22 protein-coding genes and 1 other annotated feature are annotated in these 24,814 nt (G+C 44.6%); of the genes, 9 read left to right on the top strand and 13 right to left on the bottom strand.

Annotated features, from left to right (window positions below; genetic code table 11):
• Positions 1-15 precede the first annotated feature (15 nt).
• Together NFR43_RS02325 and NFR43_RS02320 are read right to left on the bottom strand one after the other, a co-directional pair.
• Entirely contained in the window at positions 16-3,117 is a 3,102-nt protein-coding gene (locus tag NFR43_RS02325) for an AAA family ATPase (protein ID WP_251546065.1), read from the bottom strand.
• Complete coding sequence (locus NFR43_RS02320) at positions 3,117-4,241, bottom strand: exonuclease SbcCD subunit D (RefSeq protein WP_251546063.1); 1,125 nt, start codon at positions 4,239-4,241, stop codon at positions 3,117-3,119. Before NFR43_RS02320 ends, NFR43_RS02325 begins: the two co-directional genes overlap by 1 nt.
• 221 nt (positions 4,242-4,462) lie before the next feature.
• Here NFR43_RS02320 and NFR43_RS02315 point away from each other — a divergent pair, with 221 nt between their 5' ends.
• The 5 genes from NFR43_RS02315 to dltD are packed head-to-tail and all read left to right on the top strand — an operon-like array spanning position 4,463 to position 8,931.
• A complete protein-coding gene (locus tag NFR43_RS02315) occupies positions 4,463-4,594 on the top strand; it encodes a teichoic acid D-Ala incorporation-associated protein DltX (protein WP_251546061.1) in 132 nt (43 codons plus the stop codon).
• 14 nt (positions 4,595-4,608) lie between these two features.
• The gene (gene dltA / locus NFR43_RS02310) at positions 4,609-6,138 is read left to right on the top strand and encodes a D-alanine--poly(phosphoribitol) ligase subunit DltA (RefSeq protein WP_251546059.1); all 1,530 of its coding nucleotides are present in this window, start codon (positions 4,609-4,611) and stop codon (positions 6,136-6,138) included.
• Entirely contained in the window at positions 6,138-7,370 is a 1,233-nt protein-coding gene (dltB, locus tag NFR43_RS02305) for a D-alanyl-lipoteichoic acid biosynthesis protein DltB (RefSeq protein WP_251546057.1), read from the top strand. Before dltA ends, dltB begins: the two co-directional genes overlap by 1 nt.
• Positions 7,371-7,403: 33 nt before the next feature.
• Positions 7,404-7,643, top strand: a complete 240-nt coding sequence (gene dltC, locus NFR43_RS02300) for a D-alanine--poly(phosphoribitol) ligase subunit DltC (protein WP_251546055.1) — start codon at positions 7,404-7,406, stop codon at positions 7,641-7,643.
• A complete protein-coding gene (gene dltD, locus NFR43_RS02295) occupies positions 7,636-8,931 on the top strand; it encodes a D-alanyl-lipoteichoic acid biosynthesis protein DltD (RefSeq protein WP_251546053.1) in 1,296 nt (431 codons plus the stop codon). The genes dltC and dltD overlap by 8 nt, the downstream gene beginning before the upstream one ends.
• Before the next feature lie 49 nt (positions 8,932-8,980).
• On the opposite strand, the gene brnQ is transcribed toward dltD, so the two are convergent.
• A complete protein-coding gene (gene brnQ, locus NFR43_RS02290; protein ID WP_251546051.1) occupies positions 8,981-10,357 on the bottom strand; it encodes a branched-chain amino acid transport system II carrier protein in 1,377 nt (458 codons plus the stop codon).
• A gap of 443 nt (positions 10,358-10,800) precedes the next feature.
• Between brnQ and rlmD the strand changes: the two genes are divergently transcribed.
• Positions 10,801-12,234, top strand: a complete 1,434-nt coding sequence (rlmD, locus tag NFR43_RS02285; protein ID WP_251546049.1) for a 23S rRNA (uracil(1939)-C(5))-methyltransferase RlmD — start codon at positions 10,801-10,803, stop codon at positions 12,232-12,234.
• A 43-nt stretch (positions 12,235-12,277) separates the two neighbouring features.
• Here rlmD and NFR43_RS02280 read toward each other — a convergent pair whose 3' ends face one another.
• From NFR43_RS02280 to NFR43_RS02265, 4 genes are read right to left on the bottom strand one after another with little or no spacing between them, the layout of a single operon-like run.
• Entirely contained in the window at positions 12,278-13,429 is a 1,152-nt protein-coding gene (locus NFR43_RS02280) for an ArgE/DapE family deacylase (RefSeq protein WP_251546047.1), read from the bottom strand.
• A 21-nt stretch (positions 13,430-13,450) separates the two neighbouring features.
• Positions 13,451-14,152, bottom strand: coding sequence for a methionine ABC transporter permease (locus NFR43_RS02275; RefSeq protein WP_251546045.1), 702 nt, complete (start codon positions 14,150-14,152; stop codon positions 13,451-13,453).
• Positions 14,145-15,209 carry a methionine ABC transporter ATP-binding protein gene (locus tag NFR43_RS02270; protein ID WP_251546043.1) on the bottom strand — a complete coding sequence of 355 codons (1,065 nt, stop codon included), beginning with the start codon at positions 15,207-15,209 and terminating at the stop codon, positions 14,145-14,147. The genes NFR43_RS02275 and NFR43_RS02270 overlap by 8 nt, the downstream gene beginning before the upstream one ends.
• A 23-nt stretch (positions 15,210-15,232) precedes the next feature.
• Positions 15,233-16,084: a MetQ/NlpA family ABC transporter substrate-binding protein gene (locus NFR43_RS02265; protein WP_251546041.1), complete on the bottom strand. Its 852-nt coding sequence runs from the start codon at positions 16,082-16,084 to the stop codon at positions 15,233-15,235.
• 95 nt (positions 16,085-16,179) lie between these two features.
• Positions 16,180-16,425: a binding site (T-box leader), on the bottom strand.
• Between the two features lie 169 nt (positions 16,426-16,594).
• Here NFR43_RS02265 and NFR43_RS02260 point away from each other — a divergent pair.
• A complete protein-coding gene (locus NFR43_RS02260) occupies positions 16,595-17,005 on the top strand; it encodes a hypothetical protein (RefSeq protein WP_251546039.1) in 411 nt (136 codons plus the stop codon).
• Between the two features lie 40 nt (positions 17,006-17,045).
• Here NFR43_RS02260 and NFR43_RS02255 read toward each other — a convergent pair whose 3' ends face one another.
• From NFR43_RS02255 to pyrR, 5 genes are all read right to left on the bottom strand, one after another.
• Complete coding sequence (locus NFR43_RS02255; RefSeq protein WP_251546037.1) at positions 17,046-17,384, bottom strand: helix-turn-helix transcriptional regulator; 339 nt, start codon at positions 17,382-17,384, stop codon at positions 17,046-17,048.
• A gap of 136 nt (positions 17,385-17,520) precedes the next feature.
• A complete protein-coding gene (locus tag NFR43_RS02250) occupies positions 17,521-18,843 on the bottom strand; it encodes a dihydrolipoyl dehydrogenase family protein (RefSeq protein ID WP_251546035.1) in 1,323 nt (440 codons plus the stop codon).
• 179 nt (positions 18,844-19,022) lie between these two features.
• Positions 19,023-19,667: an orotate phosphoribosyltransferase gene (gene pyrE, locus NFR43_RS02245; protein ID WP_251546032.1), complete on the bottom strand. Its 645-nt coding sequence runs from the start codon at positions 19,665-19,667 to the stop codon at positions 19,023-19,025.
• A 2-nt stretch (positions 19,668-19,669) separates the two neighbouring features.
• On the bottom strand, positions 19,670-20,398 hold the full coding sequence (pyrF, locus tag NFR43_RS02240) for an orotidine-5'-phosphate decarboxylase (RefSeq protein WP_251546030.1): 729 nt from the start codon (positions 20,396-20,398) through the stop codon (positions 19,670-19,672).
• Between the two features lie 114 nt (positions 20,399-20,512).
• Positions 20,513-21,049, bottom strand: a complete 537-nt coding sequence (gene pyrR / locus NFR43_RS02235; protein ID WP_275087087.1) for a bifunctional pyr operon transcriptional regulator/uracil phosphoribosyltransferase PyrR — start codon at positions 21,047-21,049, stop codon at positions 20,513-20,515.
• Positions 21,050-21,264: 215 nt separating this feature from the next.
• Between pyrR and NFR43_RS02230 the strand changes: the two genes are divergently transcribed.
• Entirely contained in the window at positions 21,265-21,900 is a 636-nt protein-coding gene (locus NFR43_RS02230) for an HAD family hydrolase (protein WP_251546028.1), read from the top strand.
• A gap of 90 nt (positions 21,901-21,990) precedes the next feature.
• Positions 21,991-23,040 carry a hypothetical protein gene (locus NFR43_RS02225; RefSeq protein WP_251546026.1) on the top strand — a complete coding sequence of 350 codons (1,050 nt, stop codon included), beginning with the start codon at positions 21,991-21,993 and terminating at the stop codon, positions 23,038-23,040.
• 67 nt (positions 23,041-23,107) lie between these two features.
• On the opposite strand, the gene NFR43_RS02220 is transcribed toward NFR43_RS02225, so the two are convergent.
• Complete coding sequence (locus NFR43_RS02220; RefSeq protein WP_251546024.1) at positions 23,108-24,481, bottom strand: NAD-dependent succinate-semialdehyde dehydrogenase; 1,374 nt, start codon at positions 24,479-24,481, stop codon at positions 23,108-23,110.
• Between the last annotated feature and the right edge of the window lie 333 nt (positions 24,482-24,814).

The following is a 24,814-nucleotide window of genomic DNA, read 5'->3' as shown; positions in this document are numbered from 1 at the left end:
ATTGAATTCACTAATTTATTCTTCATGGTACTTGATATGGCTAACCCCGTGATCTGAAATTACTTCCAACTGGTTCGGCACCGCTTGCTCTAATTCCGTCACGTGACTAATAATCCCAATCATCTTGTAACCTTGAATCGAAGCAAGCGCATTTAATGCTTGCTGCAACGCGTCCTGATCCAAAGAACCAAAGCCTTCATCAACAAACAAGGCATCGACTTGGATTCCACCACTGCGCTCTTGAATTACTTCTCCAAGGCCAAGCGCCAGGGCTAATGAGGCAATAAAACTTTCACCACCGGAAAGGGTCCGAGCACTCCGTTCTTGGCCCGCATTATCATCATAGACGTTAATTTCCAAGCCACTCCACTTCGTACCATTGCCGCGGCCCTGCTGATCACTTAGTTTAAATGCATACCGCCCATTCGTAAGTGATGCCAGCCGAATATTTGCTACTTGCAACACTTCGGTTAAATAAGACTGCAGAACGTAACGTTCCAAACTTAATTTATTATCAGTATTGCCACTCATGACATCACTAAGGGTTTGTAAATTCTGAATCTTTGCTAATTCTGCGTTTTGTTGAGTAGTTAGTTCCGTAATTTGATCAACCACGGAGTGAATCTGTTTTAATTCATTTTGTAGTTCACCGGATCGTTGTTGGAGTTGGTTGAGCTGCTCAGAAGCCTGGGTTAATTCAGCCGTGGTTTGCTCAATTTCCGGTGGTTGACGATCACCAATTTGTTGGTTAAAACGGTGAAGCAGTGAATTCAGCCGTGCTTGTCGTTCTTGATATTTTTGAACTTGTTCTTGGTAACTCGTTAATTGCGAAACGTGGTCCGTTGCCCACTGCCAAAAATCCCAAGTCAGGTCCGCTGAAAAATCACTGAGCGCTGCCAATAGCTGCTCTTTCAACTTGGCACTTTGTTGTTCAGCTGAAGTTACTTGTTGCTGGGCACTGGTGAGTTTTGTTTTGCTAGCAGCTAGTTGTTCACTTAGTTGGCCTTGCAATTGGCGAACTTGAGTCTGTTCTTCGTTATAATCCGTAATGCTTCGCTGCCATTTGTCTAGCTGCTTTGTGGCCGCCACCTCATCCGAAAATTCGCTTGGCAGGTTTTTTTCGGTCGTCGTGAGACTCGCCTTTAACCGACTCATCTCCATTTCCGCTGGATGGAGTTGCGCCTGGAGCTTTTCAACTACCTTTTGAGATTCAGCGACGATAGTCGTCAATTGCTCCTGTTCGGTCTGGAGCTTCTGATAATGAGCTGCTGACTTGGCAAATCGCGTTGTATCATTCTGAACTTGTCCTTTGGTATTTGCCAGCCACTGATGAGCTTCCTCACTTGTGTTAATATCCGCGCCAATTAAAGTAGTCAACGCTTGTAATTGCTTACGTTGATCCGCTTGAGACTGTTGAATTTGTTTTTGCAATTCAGTACGACGTGACGTTAACGCGGCCGCTTTTTCTTGAAGTTGACTTAATCGTTGATTAGCAGCCTCAACTTCTGTATTGGAGACGACCCGATCAGTCGTCACGACTGCCGGGCATGGGTGGGTCGTTGAACCGCATACCGGACAAGGGATTCCGTCTTTCAAATTCTTGGCCAAACGGGCGATTTCACTTCTTGCATGGGCATCCTTTAAATCGTCGTAATCAGTTTCTGCTTGCGCCGTTAATTTTTGCTGCTCCGTTAATTCTTTATGAACGTTCTCAACCTGTTTAGCCAACCGCTGTTCTCGTTGATAATCTTCATCATAATCATCCAACAATTTCTGACCACTTTGTAGTTGGTGTTGGGAATTCGTCAGCGCTAATTGTTGATCAGTTGGATTGTCCATCGCTGTCAATTTTTGGGTATTCAGCCCTAATTGTTCCTGAGATTGATCGACAATGGTTTGATGTTTTGTCAGTTTAGCTTGTAACCGCTTGACCACTTTTTGCTGGTCAATAACCTGCTCAGCGAGCCGCGTTTGTTGCGCAAAGAGGGGCAACTGATTTTTCAAAACATTCTTTTGTTCCTGAATTTGATTGATTTCAGCCGCTTGTAATTCTAACTTGTTTGAACGTTCTGCTATCTTTTGCTGTTGCGAAGTTAGTTGCTGTTGATTTTTCTGTTCATCAGCAATCATTTGCCGCTGTTGCCCTAACTTCGTTACCAAATTTTGCCAATCATTATAAGCCGTTTGGTGTTCGCGATACCATGTTAAGCGGCCAATCATTTCTTTAATTTTAGCTATTTGCGCAGCCTGTTGATTTAATTGATCTAATTCTCGCCTTGTTTTTTGACGATCTTGAATGGCTTTTCGGAGAGATTGTTCTTGATTGAGGCGCTTTTGTAATACTTGGTAATGATCTTGAACAGTATTAATTTCCCGGGAAATATTTTGTTGATCCTGTTCTTTTGCCGCCAATAACTGCTGAACTTGGTGACGCCACTCATCCGCTGAAAGTTGGCTGTTAACATCACTCAAATTCTCCTTCAAAGTGGTAATCTTCGTTGCTACGGTTTGATTTTGTTTTCGTTGCTCAGCTAAACGCTGCTTTAACACCTGAGTCCATTGTTCATATAGGTTGGTATCGAATAGATCTCTGAGTAACGCTTCTTTGTCGCTACTACTGGATGCTAAAAATTGGCGAAATTTCCCCTGTGGCAATAAAATGATTTGTTTAAATTGGGTCCGGGTTAAATTTAATAGTTTTTCAATGTAAGCATTGGCCTCACTAACTTTTGTAATTTCTTCAGGTTGATCGCTTTCTAGCGGATAAACCAGGCTGACTTTGGTGCCGTGTTCCACAAGCCTGTCCCCTCGCCCCACTAGCGTTTGTTTAGGCTTCCTAGTAATTTGGTAGGTCTTTCCTTGATGAGCAAAGGTAAACTCCACAATAGTTTCTTGATCATCAGGGGCAAAATCCGAGCGCAATGCCGCCGCATCACGGTCCTGATCATTCGTCGTTTGACCGAACAGCGCAAAACACATCGCATCAAAAATGGTCGTTTTTCCGCTCCCAGTGTTCCCACTAATTAAAAAAATCGGTGTCTGGTTAAGTTTCGTAAAATCAATTAGCTGATCCCGATATGGCCCAAAATATCGGAGGCGAAGTTTTATTGGCTGCATTATCGTCTATCCTTCTCTACTTGTTCTAACGTTTGGTGAATTAATTTCATTTGGGCAGTGCTGGGCTTTTGCCCCAGGGTTTGTTCAAAGAAATTTTCAAACAGTTGGTCTGGAGCCAGCTGTTGTTCAATTTGGCGTGCTGCTGTTTGTGGATTCTCAAAGCCATACTTACGTCCTAAGTTCAGAATCTGTGGATAATACTCGCGTAAGCGATTCATCACATCCGGAATGATTTCCCGATCCAGTAAGCGGATTGCATAGTAATCGTCCCGGGGGAATTGCTGGGCAAAATCTGGATCAGTCAGTGTCTTCATCGACTCTTCCAAAATATGGATATCATGAACAGGAGCAATTGGAACCCACTTAATCGTAAATGGAGCTGTGTCCACAATCCAAACGCCCTTCTCCATCTTGGCTTCAGAAACCGAGAACTTCATCGGCGAGCCACTGTAACGGATCCGTTCTTCATGCAAAGCGTTCCGATTATGAAGGTGTCCTAAGGCAACATAATCAAAGTCGTGAAGTAATGAGGTGTCGACGGCACTAAGGCCTCCAACTTCAATCATCGTTTCTGATTCAGCCGTGCGGTGACTACCGGCAGCAAAGAAATGGGCCACTAAGACTTGGTGGAGAGCCGAATCAAAGGATTTCCTCATTTCTGCAACAATCCGCTTCATCGCGCTGTTAACATCGCGAATTCGCTCATCATGAAAATAATTGCGCACTTCCTGAATCCCAAAAAATGGTAAAAGATAAAACTGGGTATCTGCAATCTGGACTGGAGAAAACGCCTGATTGAAATCGGTATTCAAATAGAAATTTTGACTAGTAAACCACTGCCGACCAACCCCTAGTCGGGTCGCCGAATCATGATTACCGCTGATGGCCAAGAGGGGAAGCTGTTGCTTTAAGTTGATCGTCGTTAATTGATTGGACAATTCTTGAATCGCTGCTTCACTAGGAATGGAGCGATCATAAAGGTCGCCCGCCACTACCATTGCATCGACCTGTTCATCTTTAGCAATTTGCAGAATTGTTTCAAAGGTGGCGTGCTGGTCAGCCAAGAGATTAAAGCCAGCCAAATTTTTACCGATATGCCAGTCACCAGTATGTAAAAAGCGCATGGTTTTTCCTCCAAACATTCGTTTGCTTTCAGGGCCAATTATAACAAAATCGTAGCAGCGATAAAACATCCGCTTAAGGATCATTATTTCTTTGTTCGCATTCGTTTACACCTGCCAGTTCATTGCTGTATAATATCGAATGATATTTTAAAAATAGGGTGATTTCTCATTAATGTTGAAATGACCCCCTTATTTTTTGTCCACGAAAGGATGGCATAGCAATGCTTAAAGATCATCCAGTATCTTCTTTTATTCTGAAGACAATCTTTTATTTCGTTGTATTAGTAGCCTTGATTTACCTGTATGGTTACTTTGGTGCTGGGCAAGCCCCATTCATTTATAACGAATTTTAATGGAGGAAAGAGTTTTGGTTACAAATATTGTCTCTGAAATTGATCAAAGTGCTCAACAACATCTTGATAAAGTATATTTCGATGAAATGGGCACGACACATACTTATGAAGATTTAATTACTGCGTCCAACTCATTTGCTGCTTGGTTAGATAGTAGTAACATTCCAGCGGGCAGCCCGATTATGTTTTACGGCGACCACCAATTTGAAATGGTTGCTGGTTTCTTGGGAGGCTTAAAAGCTGGGCACGCCTATATTCCCGTCGAAACGGGCTCTGCTTTACCACGAATGCAATCCATCATTAACACTGCCCAACCTAAACTAGTAGTGGCAGTTGATGAATTTCCTGACCAAGACCTCGATTATGATGGTCAGGTTCTCAACCTCTTTGAATTACAACAAATTATGGATAAAAAAACTTCCTACCAATTGAGCCACGAAGTTAAGGATGATGACACCTTTTACATCTTGTTCACTTCCGGCACTACTGGTTCACCGAAAGGAATCGAAATTAGCGCCAACAACATCACGAGCTTTGCCAACTGGATGTTAGGTGACGACTTTAACCTTCCGCACGAAGCCACGTTCCTTGGTCAACCACCGTTCTCATTTGACATTTCCCACTTCTATTGGTTAGTTGGGATGCTCTCTGGAGCAACCGTGAAGGCCATTCCGGTAAAGGTCGTTCAAAACTTTGGTCAACTCTTTAAGGTTTTACCAGATCTCAAGATCAACGTTTTCTTCGGGACCCCTTCCTTTGCGGAATTACTGTTACTTAGTCCTGATTTTAATGCCGAAAAAATGCCCGACCTTGAAAAATTCGTCTTCTGTGGTGAAGAACTGACCGTTTCAACGGTTAAGCGACTTTTCCAAAAGTTCCCAAATGCCCATATTTACAACACCTACGGACCGACTGAGGCAACCGTGGCCGTTACTAGTTGTGAGATTACTAAGGAAATGGTCAAGAACACCAAGCGGTTGCCAATTGGCTATGATAAACCCGGTGTGACAACTACCATTTGGGATGGTAACCAGCAAATTACTGAACCTGGCAAACACGGTGAAATCATCATCTCCGGTGACAGCGTGGCCGCCGGCTACCTCAATAATCCCGAAAAAACTGCCAAAAACTTCTTTAAGTTTAATGGTCAACAGTCCTACCGGACCGGTGATGCGGGATACATCTCAGCTGACGGTCTTCGCCACATCATTGGGCGGATGGACTTCCAAATTAAGCTTCATGGTTTCCGGGTTGAATTAGATGAAGTCCGGTCCAGCTTGGAAATGAGTCAATACATCAAGCAAGCTGTTGCGGTACCGAAGTACGATAAAAATGGTAAAGCAACCCATTTGATTGCTTATGTCATTGCCCAACCAAATGATTTCGCAACCGAAGCCGAATTAACAAAGGCCATTCGCAGCAGTTTGGCTGATAAGATCATGGATTACATGATGCCAACCCAATTTATCTATGTTGATAGTTACCCAACTTCCGCCAATGGCAAGATTGCTGTTAAGGAATTGATTGCGGAGGCTAACAAATAATGGTTAATTGGTTTGCAAGCTTACCGAACTTTTCTGCATACGGCACACCAACCTACTTTATCTACTTGCTGATTGCCTTGTTACCAATGGGGATCGGTTTGTACTTTGGAAAACGGTTCGAGTGGTACGAAGCATTAATTAGCTTCATCTTCATTTTCTTCATGTTTGATGGCCACGACTATAAGCAGGCGTTATCGTTAATCGCCTACATTATCTATCAAACTTGTCTAGTGATGTGGTATTTCCATTACCGGCAAAAGAAAAACAACAGTATGGTCTTTTACGTGACCGTCTTCTTATCCCTGTTACCAATCATCATCGTGAAATTTACTCCAGCAATGGTTGGTCATAATTCGTTGCTCGGCTTTTTAGGGATTTCGTACTTAACCTTCCGGGCAGCGGGAACGATCATCGAAACCCGTGATGGCGCGATTAAGGATATTAACTGGTGGAAATTCATCCGCTTCATGGCCTTCATGCCAACCATCACCTCTGGGCCAATTGACCGGTACCGGCGTTTCTCAAAGGATTACCAGAAGGTCCCTAGTCGGGAAAAATATCTGAGCCTCCTCGAAAAGGCCGTTTTGTACCTCTTCATCGGGTTCGTTTATAAATTTGTTGTTGACTACTTCTTTGCTCAGCGGTGGTTACCATACGTTGAACAGCAGGCGATGGCGCACGCTCCTCACCTTTCATGGTGGGTTGCCGGAGTCGCCTATGTCTACACTGGTGATCTGTACTTCGACTTTGCCGGCTACTCACTGTTTGCCGTTGCCATCAGTTACATCATGGGTGTTGAAACCCCAATGAACTTCAACAAGCCATTCCTTTCCAAGAATATCAAGGAATTCTGGAACCGGTGGCATATGACCCTTTCATTCTGGTTCCGTGATTATATTTTCATGCGGTTCGTATTCTTAGCAACTAAGAAACGCTGGTTCAAAAACCGGAATGTCCTGTCTTCCATCGCCTACATGTTAAACATGGTCGTGATGGGATTCTGGCACGGGGTAACGTGGTATTATATCCTATATGGGTTCTTGCATGGTTTCGCCCTTGTAACCAACGATTGGTGGTTGCGGTATAAACGAAAACACTTCAAGAATTTAAAATCCACAAAACTGACGAAGTTTATCGCTGGGTTTATCACATTTAACTTTGTTGTCTTTGGTTTCTTAATCTTCTGTGGGTTCTTGAATACCCTATGGTTCAGTCCCGCAGCAATGAAATAATACGTAATTAATATCTATTTGGAGGATTTTATCATGAAAGAACAAATTCAAGATTTATTAGCACAAGCAACTGGCCGTGACGCAAGTGATTTTGCTGACACAAGTGCTGACCTTTACGCTGATGGTTTACTTGATTCAATGGCCACCGTTCAATTTTTACTGTCACTTCAAGACGAATTTGACATCCAAGTCCCAGTTTCTGAATTTGACCGGAGTGCCTGGAGTTCTGTTGATAAGATTACTGATCGGGTAAAGGAATTACAAAATGACTAACAAGAAAAAGCTGTGGTCAATCTTTGGCCCAGTGATTGTTGCTTTAGTTTTAGTATTTATTTTCTTTTGCTTGCCTTGGTCAGGTCATCACTCTGCTAAGACCGAGCAAAAGGCTGCCGTTTCCCTCAGCCCAACGGTTTTCAAAAACCGCTCGTTAAAGGTCCAAGCCTTAAGTGACCGTCATACTAAATACGTCCCATTCTTTGGCTCCAGTGAATTTAACCGGATGGACCGGTATCACCCTGCCGTCATGGCAGCCAAGTACCACTCATACCGGCCGTTCCTGTTTGGATCACGGGGGACTCAATCGCTTCCCCAACTATTTAATATGACAATGATGTCCAAACAAATGCAGAATAAAAAAGCAGTTTTCGTCATTTCCCCCCAATGGTTTGTTAAACAAGGGGTCATGGCTTCCGCTTTTAAGTACTATAACGGTTCCTATGCTAATTTAATGTGGGTCCAACAAGCTAACCCAAAATCACCATACGACCGCTATACTGCTAAACGCTTGCTCCAATTACTCGGCCATGACGGTTCAGTTGGTAGCTATGCCACTAAAATTAGTCAAGGAAAGTCCCTCAGTAAATGGGACCGCTTTGTCATCAATTCTAAAATCACCCTCCTCCACCACGAGGATAATTTATTTTCCGGTTTCTTTATTAAAGATAACTACGACACCCGGATTAAGCCCAAAATCAAATTACTGCCCAACCAGTTAAATTATGCGGACTTATCTGCCAACGCGGTTAAAGAACATGATCAGGCTTCTAACAATAACCCGTTTGGGGTGCTGAACGCCTTCTACAACAAGCGAATGCGTGGCAAGATTAAACGGACCGCTGATTCACAACGGCATTTTAATTACACGCAATCGCCAGAATACGGCGACTTGGAAGTTGTCTTAAAACAGTTCCAACGGACAAATACCAACGTCATTTTCATGATTACTCCGGTCAATGCAAAATGGGAAAAACATACCGGCATGCCAATGAAGATGTACTACCAAACCGTTCGCAAGATTAAAACCCAACTTCGTGCCCAAGGATTCAATAACATTATTGATTACTCCCACAAGGGAAGCGAAAATGGTTTTATGCAAGACACTATCCATATCGGCTGGGCCGGATGGGTTGACTTTGATCGGCAAACCGCACCATTCTTAGAAAAGAAACAGCCACAACCGAATTACAAGATGAATGATGCCTTCCTCTCGAAGGATTGGTTGAATTTAAAGCCAACCCAAAAGAATTTGCAACAATTCAAGAGTGAACATCACATCAAATAATCACTAAAGGCGCAACGTCAATTCTGTGACGCTGCGCCTTTTGCATACTTTAATCTTTATCCATTGCCGCCGTCCGAACCCGGACACGGTAGAAGTGAACTGCTAAACCTAATACCAACCCAACTAAGGCTGGAACTAACCAGGATAAGCCCAGGCTAGCTAATGGTAAGTGTTCCCGGAAGGCTGCCACGCCTTTCCCAAAGGCACTTGCACTCACTACCTTCGGGAAAGTGACTACCATGTCACATAAAGCAGGCACCACCGTAAACAAGACCACAAAGAAGTAAACTGCACCGTCACGATTAAACAGTGGTGAGAATACCGATAAAAGGATCAATACCAGAACCAATGGGTAAAGGAACATTAACATTGGCGTTGACCAAGAGATGATCGTGTCTAAGCCAAAGTTAGCTGCCAAGAAGGAAGCCAAGGTCGTTAATGCTAACCAAGTGTGGTAAGAAACCTTAGGGAAATGCTTATGGAAATCTTGTGCAAAGGCCGCCACGAGCCCCACAGCAGTGGTTAAACAAGTGACCGTGATCAAAACAGCTAAAACAACTTGACCAAAAGCCCCACCGTAGTAATTAACCACTTGAGTAAAGGCCACCCCACCATCAGCAGATAACTTAAAGTGGCCCAGTGACATTGCACCCACTACGATTAGCAAGACATATACCAAGGCCACCATACTCATGGCTAAGACGCCGGACTTACCAACCACTTTGGCCACATCTTTCTCACGCTTTTGACCCATTTGACGCACCGCATGAACCACCGTGACTCCAAAGGCTAGCCCAGCTGGCGCATCCATCGTGTTATACCCTTGTAAGAACCCATTCACCACTGATGCGTGCAGGTAAGCAGCGGTACCATGAGCTGTCATTGGGTTCCCCATCGGCCGCAAGAACGCCACCATGAACATCACAAATAGTAATGCCAAAAACATTGGGTTTAAAACTTTACCAACGTTCGAAAGAATATCATTTTCACGGTAGGAAAATGCAAATGCCAACAAGAAGAAGACGGCTGAAAAGACTAATAAGGCGAGTTTTTGATCCGCTTTAGGAACAAACGGTGCCACCCCAACCGTGAAGGAAACGGAAGCCGTCCGCGGTGTTCCAAAGAGTGGTCCGATCGTGGCGTGGATTAAAACCATAAACACAAGTGCAAAACTAACCCCCAGCGGACGACCGATGTCATAAACCCCTTCTGAACAGGTGACCGCAATTGCCAGCACTGACAGTAGTGGTAATAGCACCCCCGTCAATAGAAAACCAACCGTGGCCCCAACCCAGTGGCCACCAGCTAACTGTCCGAGGTGCAGAGGGAAAATCAGGTTCCCGGCCCCAAAGAACAAACCAAATAGTAGCGAACTGACGACTAAATATTGTTTCGTCGTTAACTTGTGTGATGCTAAATCATCCATATTTTTCCCTCCAATATTGCAAATCAGTTAACTCCGAACCCAACAAAAAAGTCCCTTGACCAAGCATTTGCTCAGTCAAGGGACACTGTGTGCGGTACCACCCTTTGGTTATACTAACATTACTGTCAGTACCTTAATACGTGCAGCAGAAATCATTCTGCGATACGCTAACACGGTAATGGGTGTCATACCACTGGACCTTGGACAATCCAGACTCGAAAGTGATTTTCGATGAACTAATCACCGTTCCCCTCTCACCAAACGGGATTCGCTTGCGGTTTAGCACACCTACTCTTCTTTCTCATTGTGTTCGAATAATTAATTTATGTGAACATTCTAATTAAATTTTAATAATCTGTCAATACCCTTTTGCAAATTTTTTTGTGGGTAAAATGTGCTAAAATAGAAAATCGTTATCATCACGATTAAAAGGAGGCTTTCACATGTCTGCACCATTCAACAAGCGTTCACGACAACCACGTCATTCCCACACTCAAGAACCCGTAGAAGTTCAGGTTGGTGATCGGTTCCCGTTGACCATTAAAAAATTAGGAGTGGAAGGTCAAGGAATTGGCTATTTTAAACACAAGGTCTGCTTTGTCCCTGGCGCGCTACCTAACGAGGTTATCGTTGCGGAGGTGACAAAGGTTCATCCTCGTTACCTCGAAGCGACAATTCATCGATTGAAAAAGCCCAACCCTGACCGGGTTGAACCACGCGATGATTACGTCATGGAAGCCGGTGGCTTTGAATTTGAAAATTTAAGCTACCCGGCTCAACTCCGTTATAAACGCAAAATGGTGGTAGAAAGCCTGGCTAAATTCAAACCGCTGGGTTACCGCCACTACCCTGTCCGCGAGACGATCGGTTCCGAACACCAATATGGTTACCGAAACAAGGCCCAGTTTCAAATTCGCCAGCAAAATGGTCAGGTCGTCGCCGGGTTGTACAAATCTGGCACTCATGAGGTCGTCGATATGGAAACCTGTGCGGTGCAAATGCCCGGTATTATGGAGGTCATGCGGCCCTTAGTACAGAAAGTCGCCGAATTAAACATCCCACTTTACGATGAAACGAATAATAGTGGAATTCTCAAGACCATCGTCATTCGTGAATCAGCGGCCACTCACGAACTCCAAGTTACCTTTATTACTAATAGCAAAAAGTTACTGAAGAAGCACCTACTGCTCACCTTTATTGAAGAGCAGTTTCCTCAAGTAACTTCAGTCATGCAAAATATTAATCCAGGAGATACGCCACTTGTATGGGGCGAAGAGACCATTAACCTCGCTGGGAAAGATTACATTACCGAAAGTTTGATGGGCCTTGACTTTATTTTGTCAGCCCGTTCGTTTCTTCAATTGAACCCTTACCAAACAGAAACATTATACGAAGAAGCGGCTAAAGCCATGGAACTGTCTGGCGATGACACTTTAGTTGATGCCTATGCTGGGATTGGCACCATCGGTTTGGCACTCGCTAACCGAGTAAAAGCAGTCATTGGCATGGAAACTATTCCCGAGGCAGTGGCGGACGCCAACCGTAATGCAGAGCTGAACGGCATTACGAATGCCACATATGAGGTCGGCTCAGCCGAAGACTTACTTCCGAAGTGGCGTGCTGAAGGCCGTCACTTTGACGCTTTGGTCGTTGACCCGCCACGCACCGGGCTGGACCAAAAATTAATTGATCAGATTCTCGCTGAAAAGCCAACTAAATTTGCCTACGTTTCCTGCAACATGGCTTCACTCGCCCGTAATTTAGCGCGGCTTGTCCCAACTTACCGAGTGGATTATATTCAACCAGTTGATATGATGCCACAAACTCCACGCTGTGAAGCAGTTGTGAAACTCAGTTTAAATCAATCATCCCACTAAAAAGGACGGCCAAATGGCCGTCCTTTTATTTCCCAGGAAATATTTAATCAAAGAAGTGTTTAATAATTGTCTGGTAGGTGGCAATCGTTGCTAAATAGCTTGATAGCGTAGTGTATTCATTAATTTGGTGAGCAATATCCCAATCATCTGCCCCAAGCACTACCACTGGCAAGTCAGGATTATGCTTTACAAACACGCTGGCATCCGTCGCCCCATTGATCGTCTTTAATTGGGGCTGAGAATGATCCGCTAGTTGTTGATAGGACGCTTGTGAAGCCTGCAGGGCTAATTGAGCAAATCGGCCTTGTGGATCAGAAGCAACTGGCCGGAAGTTATGAATTAATTCGAAGGTCAGCTGACCTTGTCCAGCAGCGTTAATTGCCTCCACAGCTTCTTGAATCTTTGTAACAACGTGGCCATTGTCAAAAGCCTTCGTTGGCCGAATGTTTCCTTGGATGGTAGCGTGGTCAGGAATCGTGTTGACTTGGTCACCACCATTAATCACGGTGACACTGTGTTTGACCGTGCCTAAGTATTGGTCCACCGGTGCATCATCAAAGAGCGTCCGCTCCTTCACACAGTAATCGACTAGGGCATCAATGGCGTTGATCCCGTTTTCCGGCTGCGAAGAATGAACTGCTTTCCCGACACTCGTAATTTGGTAGTTCATACTCCCAGAATGGGCAAAAATCACGTTACCACTCGTTGGTTCGCCGACAAGGAGGCCAATTAAATCCTTAGCGACCCCGTTTGCTTCCAGGCGATTGGCACCTGGCGTCCCGTACTCTTCACCAGCAGTCGCAATAAAGCGAACGTGACCAGTAGGCAATTGATGGGCGTCATGTAATTCAATCAAGGCAATCACTTCGGCTGCGAGGCCACTCTTCATATCCGCCGCACCACGGCCATACAAGCGATCGCCATCACGACGGGGTTCAAATGGGTTGGAGGCCCATTTTCCTTCATCACCGACCGCAACAGTATCCATGTGGCCGGTGACACCAAACACGTTTGGACCTTCACCAAAGTCAACAATTAAGTTGGCCCGCCGGTTACCAAACTCATCAATTTGGGCCTCGATCCCATGAATAGCAAATAGTCGTTGCAAATACTTAGCAACGTCAAGCTCATTGCCATTGACCGAATTAATTTTAATGAGGTCCTCTAAAACCTTGACCTGCTCTTCTCTTTCCATCTAATCGCCTTCCTACCGTGATTAACGACTTTGGTGATTCAACCGCTTAGCAAGCCAGTCACCAACTAATTGAATGATGACCACTAATAACAGCACCAAAATCGTTGCAACAATCGTTACGTCATTATTAAATCGGTTGTAACCGTATGAAATCGCGGTGTTACCTAAACCACCAGCACCAATGGCTCCGGCCATGGCAGTTAAACCAACCAAACTAATTAACGTTACCGTAGAAACCCGGACCAATTCTGAACGAGCTTCCCGCAGGTAAACTTCAAAAATGATATCGGTATTAGTAGCACCCAGTGCTTCAGCTGCTTCAACCTTCCCTTCGTTAACACTTTCTAAGGCTACTTGAACCTGACGAGCGTAGAAAGGAAAGACCCCGAGTGACAGTGGAACTAAAGCCGCGGTCGTCCCAATTTGCGTTCCCACAATTAATTGGGTGAACGGAGCAATAAAGGCCAGTAAAATAATGAACGGAATGGCCCGGAAGAGGGAAACTACTTTATCACAGAAGCCAAACCAGAAGCGGTTTTCTAAAATCCCGCCAGGTTTTGTAATTACGAGGACGACACCAAATACTAACCCAAGAATGCCACCAAAGATTGCTGGCCAGAAGGTCATGTAAATGGTTTGCCAAATGGAAGTCCCCCAGCCAGTGTCACCGTCCCAACCAAGGTTGGCCACGTTTGGTAAATATTTCGTTAAAAACTCAGTCATTCCAAATCCCCCGATCGTCAATCTTCGTTACTTCCACGTCTTGATCCTTCAATAATTCGACAACTTGGTTAAGTTGCTCATGATCACCCTTCACCAAGATAAACATTGTCCCGACTGGTTCATCACCCAATACTTCGATGTTCCCATAAAGCATTGATACATCCAAGCCCAGCTTCTTGTACAGTTCCAAGATGATAGATTTCGTGACGTTACCAGCACTGAAGACCACTTGGAAAAGCTGTTCATTCGGTGCCAAGTGACCCAAGTTAAAGGCCCGTAAGGTTTCGATAGCTGCAAGCGAACCACCAACAAATTGTCGCGTCAGCTCTTCCTTTGGCCGTAGGTAAACGTCTCGCAAATTACCTTGTTCCACGATGACCCCGTGTTGCATAACAGCGATCTTGTTAGCAACTCGCTTGACAGCATCCATTTCGTGAGTGATCAAGACGACCGTGAGACCCAATTTTTTGTTCAGGTCTTTTAACAGATCAAGAATTTGGTTCGTATTGCGGGGATCCAAAGCTGACGTTGCTTCATCAGAAATTAAAATTTCTGGATCATTGGCTAATGCCCGCGCGATCGCCACCCGCTGTTGCTCACCACCTGATAGTTGGACCGGATAGGCATTGGCTTTATCCTTTAACCCTACTAAATCCAACAAATTCAGCACTTTCGCTTCCGCATCCTCATCAGACAGGTCAGAATGTTTTAAGGCAAACAACACATTTTCGGCAACCGTCGTTTCATTTAACAGGTTGAAGTGTTGAAAGATCATCCCGATATTTCGCCGCTTATCTTGTAATTCCTTATTATCAATTTGTTGTTGACCATCCTTGAAAAGGACCGTTCCAGCAACGGTAACGGAACCTTCAGTTGGCTTTTGCAATAAATTGATCGTCCGCACCAATGTGGACTTACCAGCACCAGAATAACCGACAACCCCGTAAATATCTCCCTTTTCAACTTTGAGGTTCACGTGTTGAACCGCCTTTACGTCCTTCCCCTTCTTTTGGTGGAAAGTCACGCTCAGATTGTCTAAATCAATGATGTTCGCCATATTCTACCTCTCCTTACTGCTAATTACTTTAACTTCAAGTCCCAAGCGGTCTTTTCAGTGTCACCGTAGTATTTTTGGTAAAGCTTCTTTACTTGAGTAGTTTGGAATGCCTTCACAACGTCCTTGTAGGCTTGCTTATTAGCATCAGACTTCTTCGCAACGATGATGTTAATCCATTGCTTAGAATCACTGTTCAGTGGTTCAACATAGATTGTTTGCTTATCACCAAGGCCCGCTGGCGTAGCGTAAGTATTGTTAACTACCGCAGCATCAACGTCACTGAGTGACCGCGCAGTTTGTTCAGCACTCAATTCCTTGATCTTCAAGTTCTTCGGGTTCTTCTTGATGTCAGCAACAGTTACCAAACTGCCCTTTCCCTTCTTCAGAGTAATCAAACCGGCATTCTTCAAAACGTACAATGCCCGACTTTCGTTAGAGGCATCGTTTGGAATCGCAATCGTGGCGCCATCTGGCAAATCCTTCAAGCTCTTGTACTTCTTAGAGTAAAGACGAATTGGAGCAATCACGGTCCGACCAATGGCAACTAAGCTACCATGATTAGCCTTATTCCATGACTTCAAGTATGCATAGTGTTGGAAGGCGTTCAGATCAACATCCCCATTTTGCACCGCCTTGTTTGGTTGGTTGTAATCAGAGAAGTTTTTAACCTTCACGGTCACACCATACTTCTTTTGAGCAGTTTTATTAACTTGGTCCCAAATCTTTTGCTGTTCGTTAGTTAATCCAACCACCCCAACAGTAACCGTCTTTGATTGCGTTTGACGATGATGAGCAAAGCCCACAATCCCACCAATCACGATAATTGCAATAATGACAATCGTCCAAATTAATCCTGTATGTTTCCTCTTCTTCATAATCAAAATCTCCTTCTCAATTAATAATTGCGTTCGAATTAACGAGCTAACCAAAACCGTGATGAACAAAAAAATCGTCCCTTATCCATCTCTAGATAAAGGACGATTTCTCGCGCTGCCACCTTTAGTTCACTAGATCCTCACGAACCTAGCCTCAGCAGGTTACCAGGAGGATGATTCCTCCGTACAACCTTGCACTAATAACGTGTGCAACTCCGTTACCAGTTATGATCACTGGTACCATTCCAAGCCCATCTTCGGAATTTTCAACCACTTCTTTTCACCCAACCAGAAGCTCTCTTGAGATCTCCAATTCGTACTCTGCTTTTCGATATGTTTGTTAATTCGATTAATTAATTATGAGTAATTATAATTTAATTCTAATTTTTGTCAACACGATTTTTAATTTTTTTGGATTTTTTCGTAGATCGCCGCAATTAATGGCGTGATCATTAGGAAGTCAGCCGTTCTTATGATATGATATGTATCTAGGTAAAAGGAGGGTTCGCATTGCAAAATCCATTTGGAAATAACAATAATAACAATGATCCTAACAACATTTTTAACAATCTCCCCATTCCACCAAACTATGCGAAAATTAAAAATGACCAAGGTGATCTTCGGATTGCTAAGGTAGGGATTTCCTGGACCACCTTCTGGTTTGGACCACTACCAGCACTGTTCCGCGGTGACTACTATAACTTTTTCCTGGAATTAGTATTAGCCGCCGATTACGTACTGGTGGCACTCTTTTTTAAATTGAACTTTCTACTAACTTTCCCCTGGCCAGCCTTAATTTTTGCCTTCTTCTACAATATGATGTACTTCCGGCATAAGTTTAATAAGGGCTACTACCCAGCCGATGCCCATTCGCGGGACATTTTAATCAAGAGTAAATACCTAAAAGAAAAGACTAATTAGTAAAAAAGGATCGAGCGTCGACTCGATCCTTTTTTACTAATTAGAATAATGCTGCAATCAGCGTAATAATGCCGCAAATCATCCCAAATATAACAATTCCGACAATCGCCATGCCATATTTATGTTGAGATAGAAACTGCCAACCGGTAAGTACCGGTTGTGGCTGCTCTAGCGGTTTTTTTCCTAAAACTAATTCATCCAAAGAAACTTGGTATAATTGGGCAATTTGCACTAATTTCGGTAAATCCGGAATACTCGTACCGCTCTCCCATTTGGAAACTGATTGCCTTGTGACAGCCAAGCGGGTAGCAAGTTGTTCTTGAGAATAATGGTGCGCGGTCCTCAGTTGAACCAGTTGTTGTGCTAATTTAACTTCCATTCTTAATCTCCTTCGTTTTTTTATCATTATTCCATTGAACAACGGAGCAGACAAGAACTTCACTTCCACCAATTAGTTACTGATTCCTTGCATTTCCGCAACTAATGGTTGCTACTATGTTTTCCCGGGAAATATCCTATAATAATCCACCAACTTTGTCGGCTAATGCTGGGTAAATGTTAATGACCGCTTGGCGATACTGTTCACCGGTAATTGACAACCCAATCACTGGTGCAAAATTATTAATGTCATCCGCGGCGTGCTCATCAACCTCACTGGCACCGACCAGTTGGCCGCCCTTAAACACGAGCGTCAATTCACTAATTTGATCATTCTGACCAGCATACAAACTACCGTACTTCAACGGCTCCCTTTCAATCCGGTATCGAGGATCATCTGCCACCTCATCCGGGTTAATACCCACTGCAGCAACCACTGGATAGGTAAAGGCGGCCTTAGCAATCGTCGGGTAGGAAATTAACTCTGTGGTCCTGCCCGTTAAGTAATCAAATAAATATTGACCTTCAAATTCAGCAACTGGGGTCAATTTGGGTTCACGCCGACTAACCACGTCACCAATTGCATAAACATCCTTCACAGTCGTCATCAGGTGGTTATCAACGGCGATTCCGTGACGGTCAGACTGAATTCCAGTCCGGTCCAAATGGAGGCGATCAATATTCGGGTGGCGCCCCGTCGCATCTACGACATAATCAGTCTTGATCACGCCTTGATCAGTGTGAATTTCTAAGCCAACTGTCGTCTTCTGCACCGCTTGGGTATTCGTGTTAAACATGAAACGAATGCCCCGTTCTTGCATAGCTTTGACCAAAGTTTGGCTCTCATCCTGAGGGAAGCTGCGTAGAACCCGATCAGAATGGACAATCACGGTTACTTCAGCACCGGCTGCTGCCACGAGGGTCGCGAGTTCCAATGAAACAAAACCGGCACCAATGAAGGTCATCTTCTTGGGTAACTCCTTTAAAGACAGCACATCATAACTCGTGTGGAGGTATTCTTGCCCCGGAATTTCCAACAAGTTCGGGGTTTGCCCAGTCGCAATGATAATATGGTCGGCTTGGTACTGGTGACCATTGACTTGCACAGTTTGATCATCAAGAAATTCCGCATAGCCCGTCTCAACATCATGGGTTTTGGCAATGATTTCTTTAGTTTCTGCCGGCCAGGGATCAAACCGATCTAACTTAGACTGCATGAGTTGTTGCCAATCAAGAGTGGCGGGGTGGCTGATTCCATGCCCCACTAGCTGTTGCGATTGCAAGACGTTCCGGACGGCCCCTTCGAGGAAAATTTTGGGTTCACAGCCATAGTTAGGACACGTTCCCCCAAATTCAAAACCGTCAATTACTAATACTTGGTGATCGGTCTTGGCTAACAAATTGGACATCTTGTATGCTGCGGGCCCTGAACCAATTAAAATTTCATCATAGTGTTTCATCACGAAACTTCCTTTCTAAACTACTGATTTTGCCCTAATTATGTCACACCCCGACCAGCAAAGGAAAAAATGTGCAAATTCTTATACGTTATAAAAAATGATCCAAAAGGCGGTGAGTAAGCTAATAATCACACCAATAATGACGGCCATCTTCTCGTCGTTGTTCATGAATTTCTCCCTTATTCGCCATGTGTCTGTGACCATTGTTCCGGATCCTTGCGCCAGGCATGCAGTGAACTCAATTGTTCATCGGAAATAAAGCCATTTTGCTTGGCCGTTTCAATCAAGGTCGTGTAATTCGTGACTGTGTAGTATGGTAAACCAGCCGCTTTAAAGTTGTCATCTAAGGCTGGAAGTTGGTAACTAAAGATGGCAACCACACCGATAACCTTGCCACCAGCTTCTTCGACGGCCTTAACTGCCTTTAAGGCACTTCCCCCAGTTGAGAGTAAGTCATCAATCACGACGACTTTTTGTCCTTCTTGCAGGACCCCTTCGATTTGCTTACCACGCCCGTGATCCTTAGGCTTGGAGCGAACGTAGATTAATGGCTTTTGGAGTCGTTCAGCCACGTAGGCCGCATGCGGAATTCCCGCAGTCGCAACTCCAGCAATCACGTCAACATCACTAAGGTGGTGCTTGATCAGTTCCGTCATGCCCACCGCAATGTTCCGCCGGACAAAGGGATAGGAAATCGTCAACCGATTATCGGTATAAATGGGTGAATGCAACCCACTCGCCCAGGTAAATGGTTTGTCCGGTTGTAAAGTAACTGCATGAATGTCTAATAAGTTTTTGGCAACGATTTCTAATTGTCCAACCATAATTATTCCCCTTCCATAAATGCTTGACGAATCGCTTGATATGCCGCAATTGGCTCTTTACTCTGCGTAATTGGCCGACCCACGACAATCCCATTACTTCCCAATTCTCGTGCCTGGGCCGGAGTGACCACCCGTTTTTGGTCATCATGAACACTCAAGTCCGGACGGATTCCTGGGGTGACGCAAAGAAATGTGGGTTGTGTGACTGAACGAATGGCTTTGACTTCCTGAGCCGAGCAAATTACCCCGTCCAAGCCAGCTCGCTCGGCAACTTGCGCATAATTTTTGACAACGTCAATCAACGGCAGGTCAACGTGTTGTTCCGTTTTTAAAATGTGCTCATCAATTGAGGTAAGTTCGGTGATGGCGAGTAATTTGGGCGCTGGCAAACCTGCTTCACGCGCCCCTTCGACCAGCCCTGCTTTGGCCGCCTTCAACATTTCCGTACCACCGGCAGCATGAGTTGTCGTAAACCGCACCCCCATTTTGCCGATGACCTGCATTGCCCGGTGAACGGTATTGGGAATGTCATAGGACTTTAGATCCAAGAAGACCGATAATCCCCGTTGCTTGGCTTGTTTCACAATTCCGGGACCAAACGCGTAGTACAATTCCATCCCAATTTTGACGATGGGGGTATGCTGGGTATCAGCTGCCAACTCATCAAAAAGGTTCAGTGCCTCTTCCTTCGTTGCCACATCGATTGCGACCATTGGTTCAAACCGTTCCATTGTGTTCCTCCTATAAAAAAAGCAGTCCTCCCAAAGAGAGCACTGCTAATGAAGGTTGACTAAACCCGTTTTCGCCTTTTTGCCCTCTCTGGAGCGAATTAAAATGGTGAAATCTTAATTATTTTCGATTGAAATGTCTTCGTGACCATCGTATTCTTCCACTGCCACATGGACAGTTTCATTTAATGATGTTGGAATATTTTTGCCAACAAAATCTGGCCGAATTGGTAATTCACGGTGACCCCGATCAACCAGGACCGCAAGTGAAATCCGCTTGGGCCGGCCTAAATCCATCAAAGCATCCAGGGCTGCCCGGGCAGTCCGTCCAGTGAAGAGCACATCGTCAACCAAAATGACGTGCTTATCATTCAAGTCCACATCAATGTCACTACCATTAACCGTTGGTTGGGTTTTGTGATCCGCAATGTGACGGTCATCACGGTACAGAGTAATGTCCAAGGATCCTACCGGAACCTTGACGCCTTCTAGTTGTTCCATCCGCTTTGCTAAGCGTTGTGCCAAATACACACCCCGGGTTTTAATGCCAACAAAGACTAAGTTTTCAACACCCTTGTTTTGTTCAATGATTTCATAAGTAATCCGCGTCAATGCACGCTGCATACTAGAACCATCAACGATCTCATGGGCCACAATCAACACTCCTTTTCTATAAATAAAACGCCTTTACGTTGATGGGGAACATAAAGACGTGACCAAACTGGTATTTATCGATCCCCTTTTGACCTCTCTGGGTCGATTTAAAAGGCTTTATTTAGAACAAGTCTACCCGTCTAACGGTTGAGTGTCAACCATTAATCAGAGTATAATGGTGGGCATAATTATTTTTCGAAAGGACTGGTCAACTAATGAACAATTTCATGTTTGATTTTGATGGGACCCTCGCTGATTCTGGTGAAGTCTGCACTTTAGCAACCCAGAAGGCGTTCATCAAAAATCAGCTTCCGGCCCCAACTAAACAACAGGTATTAGATTACATGGGATTACCAATTGAAACCTTTTTCCCGATGTTGGCACCCCAAGCTTCCGCTAAAGTTTTGGAACAGCTCTATGCCGACTTTCGAATGTACTGTACCCAATATGAGGATTCAGAAACCAAGTTATTCGATGGCATTACCACGACGCTCAAGGGACTCCACGATGCCGGTAAGCACCTCTTTATCCTATCGAGCAATTCCTCACAAACGATCCAACACCACCTGGAAAGGTTTCAAATTGAGCGTTTCTTTACGGAAATCGTTGGCTCTGACATGGTTCAAAATTTCAAGCCCGACCCAGAGAGCGTTAACCGTGTAGTTCACGATTTTAACCTCAACCGGGACCGCAGTGTGATGATTGGGGACGCCCGCTACGACTTGCAAATGGGTAAGAACGCGGCCGTCAAAACCTGTGGTGCCACCTGGGGAGCTTTCAACGTTGCTTCCTTACGGAAAGAGCAACCAACCTACCTTATCGATCAACCACAACAATTATTGGAATTTTAGTCACTACCGGTCGTTGAACCTTCAATTGTTCAGCGGCCGGTTTTAGGTGTATATTAAATTGGTAATATTATTGGGAGATATTTGAAAATTATGAAGCGAAAAAATGTGGTGATCTTATCAGTAGCGGGACTTGCCTTGGTCCTTGCGGGTTGTGGAGCACAAAGTTCCCCAACCAACAACGCCAGTTCTTCTAGCCTGTTAGCAAGCAAGTCCAGCACGAAAATAAGTGCGGATAACCTCACCCCTCAGCAAACAGTTAGCTTAGTCACGACCTATGCAGGGAATAAATATGGGCAACAATGGGCCCAAACTGCTAAGCAAGCCAAGAAAGCTGGCCTCCAAGTTGACCTCTACCCGGCCAGCAATTATAAATTAGCGGACAACGGTCAAGGTGTGGCCTATAACGTCAAGGCCAATGGGCAATCATCCAAGTTGGTTTATACGGTCAATGGGGATAATGTCACCATTTACCAAAATGCTTCTAAAACAACCACCGGAAAAAAGTTGACCACCGTCAGTCGTGCTGATATGGTCAGCTATATCAATCAAAATGGCCAGGGCGATCACGTCAACCAATTAGCGCAGAATGCGCAGGTGAATGACAAGCGTTCCGGGGACAGTACCACTACTGGTAGTTCTTCCACTGGCACTAGTGGCAAATACGGTAATGAGGGTGCCGTGACCGTCCCTTCCGAGATGCGGGGAACGTGGTATTGTGCTAAAGACGGTAATTCTACCGTTACCTTTGGTAAACATACTTATAACTTCACCTCCGACAAAGATAATGAAGGTAGTAATGGCCCCATCCATTTGTACAAGCAAAGCAAGTCCTTCCTGGAAGATGAAGATAGTCAAACGAACCAGACAATTGTAGATGCTACCAAAAATTGGGGCAGGACAACCTTCACCGACCTGGACGGTTTCCACTGGCTCAATATTCAAGGTTGGTGTCAAGGTGCTGGCGATGGTTCTTTCTACGCTATACATACAGAAAACATTGATGGTAAACAGGTAAAGATTTTAGTTGCCGCTGGTGGTGCTGAAATTCAGGCCTACGCTGTTTATTACCAGACCCAAGACCAAGCTCAACAATACGCTAATAAAAAATTTGACGATATTCGTTACTACGAAGATGACTAGTCAATCTATGTAAAAAGGGGAGCACTTCAAACTGAAGTGCTCTCCTTTTATGTTTCACGTGAAACAATTATGCTTCTGGTTCGTAAACTAAGTGATCATTCACAAATGACATGAATCCTTGTTCCGCTAATTCACGACCATAGCCGGAGTGCTTAACTCCACCAAATGGTAATTCTGGAAGTGAGGCCCAGCCGGAATTAATCCAGGTCATTCCTGTATCAATTTGGGCAGCAACCTTCCGGGCTTCGGAAACGTTCTGACCAAAGACACTACTCCCTAAGCCGTAGCTCGAATCATTGGCTAAATCAATCGCTTCTTGCACATCTCTGTACTTATAGACGGCCATGACTGGTCCAAACATTTCTTGATCAAAGACTGGATTGTCCTTGCTGATGTCAGTCAAGATGGTTGGCATGAAGAATTGACCTGGTAAATCTACCGGTTGGTTACCGTAAACTACCTTCGCCCCATTTTCAATTGCCAAGTCAACCTGTTTTTGCAACTTATTCTTGGCCTTTTCAGAATTCATTGGCGCCAGCGTAGTATTCGGATCCATTGGGTCACCCATCTTGACACTACTAAATGCTGCCTTAGCCCGTTCCAGAAATTCGTCGTACAGGTTATCTGGAACGATGAACCGCTTGGAAGACGTACATACTTGACCGGCGTTGTATAACCGGGCTGCTGGAATGATGGCCGCCAACTTATCAATATCTGCATCTGGCAAAACGATAAAGGCATCGTTACCACCTAATTCCATCGTACTCTTCTTCAGGTTCTTGGCCGCTTCCGTGGCAACTGCTTGGCCACCACGTTCGGAACCCGTCAGGCAAACACCTTGAACTCGCCGGTCCGCAATGATATCGCCAACTTGATCATAATTAATGAACATGTTGGTAAGGCTGCCTTCTGGCGCTCCAGCTTCCTTTACCAAGTCAGCAAAGGCCTGCGCTGAAGTTGGGCAATTAGAAGCGTCCTTTAAAATCATTGGATTACCCGCTAAGAAGTTCGGGATAAAGACCCGGGCAATTTGGTAGAACGGAAAGTTCCATGGTTCAACTGCCATTAATGCCCCGGTTGCCTGGTGTAAGACGTAGGCATTTCCTGAGGTCGTGTAAATTGGCGTTGGCGCTAAGAATTGATCTGCCCGTTCCACATAGTAATCACAGAAGGACGCACATAATTCCACTTCTCCTTCGGCTTCGCCAATTAGCTTCCCCATGTCATGCGTCATAATGGTCGCCATCTCATGCTTCTTATTCCGTAATAATTCGCCTAAGCGGGTGATGATCTGCTTCCGTTCTGCTAATTCATCACCATCACGCCACTTTAAGTATAGGGCATGAGCCGCCGTTAACGTTTTTTCAATTTCTTCGTTACTGGTTTGTTGATATTCGTGTTCCACTTCATTCGTGTATGGATTGACTGTTTGATATGCCATTTTTATAATCACCTTTCCTATTTTGACTACACTTCACATTGTAACCGTTTTATTGAATTTCACAAGTGAAATAATGATTAGTTTATAAATGCACATATATCAAACATTACGCGCTGTAAGGCTGTTTGTGAAAAATATTTTTGCTCTTGCTAAAATTCACAAAGTCGTTAATTTACCTTTGCCGTGGGTACCCATTCGTTATATTGGGCTCCCTCTGGCAGCTGAAAAGCCTGTCGATTGTAGCCATTCCACGTTGTTTGTTGATTGTAAAGCTAGGTTTCATGATTAATAACCTTTTTAGGTTTTAGCCCCAACATCTGCCGCAATTTGAAA

It is taken from the genome of Limosilactobacillus caecicola (assembly GCF_943192935.1).
Taxonomy (GTDB): domain Bacteria; phylum Bacillota; class Bacilli; order Lactobacillales; family Lactobacillaceae; genus Limosilactobacillus; species Limosilactobacillus caecicola.
Note: the sequence above shows the minus strand (reverse complement) of the source record. Positions and strands in the feature narration are given on the sequence as shown.

Excerpts from the sequence above, each read along its gene's own strand:
- NFR43_RS02315 (WP_251546061.1), top strand. The coding sequence starts at position 4,463 with ATGCTTAAAGATCATCCAGTATCTTCTTTTATTCTGAAGACAATCTTT.
- NFR43_RS02250 (WP_251546035.1), bottom strand. The coding sequence starts at position 18,843 with ATGAAACACTATGATGAAATTTTAATTGGTTCAGGGCCCGCAGCATAC.
- NFR43_RS02230 (WP_251546028.1), top strand. The coding sequence starts at position 21,265 with ATGAACAATTTCATGTTTGATTTTGATGGGACCCTCGCTGATTCTGGT.
- dltD (WP_251546053.1), top strand. The coding sequence starts at position 7,636 with ATGACTAACAAGAAAAAGCTGTGGTCAATCTTTGGCCCAGTGATTGTT.
- NFR43_RS02280 (WP_251546047.1), bottom strand. The coding sequence starts at position 13,429 with ATGGAAAGAGAAGAGCAGGTCAAGGTTTTAGAGGACCTCATTAAAATT.
- dltB (WP_251546057.1), top strand. The coding sequence starts at position 6,138 with ATGGTTAATTGGTTTGCAAGCTTACCGAACTTTTCTGCATACGGCACA.
- NFR43_RS02320 (WP_251546063.1), bottom strand. The coding sequence starts at position 4,241 with ATGCGCTTTTTACATACTGGTGACTGGCATATCGGTAAAAATTTGGCT.
- pyrF (WP_251546030.1), bottom strand. The coding sequence starts at position 20,398 with ATGGAACGGTTTGAACCAATGGTCGCAATCGATGTGGCAACGAAGGAA.
- NFR43_RS02270 (WP_251546043.1), bottom strand. The coding sequence starts at position 15,209 with ATGGCGAACATCATTGATTTAGACAATCTGAGCGTGACTTTCCACCAA.
- rlmD (WP_251546049.1), top strand. The coding sequence starts at position 10,801 with ATGTCTGCACCATTCAACAAGCGTTCACGACAACCACGTCATTCCCAC.
- brnQ (WP_251546051.1), bottom strand. The coding sequence starts at position 10,357 with ATGGATGATTTAGCATCACACAAGTTAACGACGAAACAATATTTAGTC.
- NFR43_RS02220 (WP_251546024.1), bottom strand. The coding sequence starts at position 24,481 with ATGGCATATCAAACAGTCAATCCATACACGAATGAAGTGGAACACGAA.
- NFR43_RS02225 (WP_251546026.1), top strand. The coding sequence starts at position 21,991 with ATGAAGCGAAAAAATGTGGTGATCTTATCAGTAGCGGGACTTGCCTTG.
- dltC (WP_251546055.1), top strand. The coding sequence starts at position 7,404 with ATGAAAGAACAAATTCAAGATTTATTAGCACAAGCAACTGGCCGTGAC.
- NFR43_RS02265 (WP_251546041.1), bottom strand. The coding sequence starts at position 16,084 with ATGAAGAAGAGGAAACATACAGGATTAATTTGGACGATTGTCATTATT.
- NFR43_RS02325 (WP_251546065.1), bottom strand. The coding sequence starts at position 3,117 with ATGCAGCCAATAAAACTTCGCCTCCGATATTTTGGGCCATATCGGGAT.
- pyrE (WP_251546032.1), bottom strand. The coding sequence starts at position 19,667 with ATGGTTGGACAATTAGAAATCGTTGCCAAAAACTTATTAGACATTCAT.
- NFR43_RS02255 (WP_251546037.1), bottom strand. The coding sequence starts at position 17,384 with ATGGAAGTTAAATTAGCACAACAACTGGTTCAACTGAGGACCGCGCAC.
- NFR43_RS02275 (WP_251546045.1), bottom strand. The coding sequence starts at position 14,152 with ATGACTGAGTTTTTAACGAAATATTTACCAAACGTGGCCAACCTTGGT.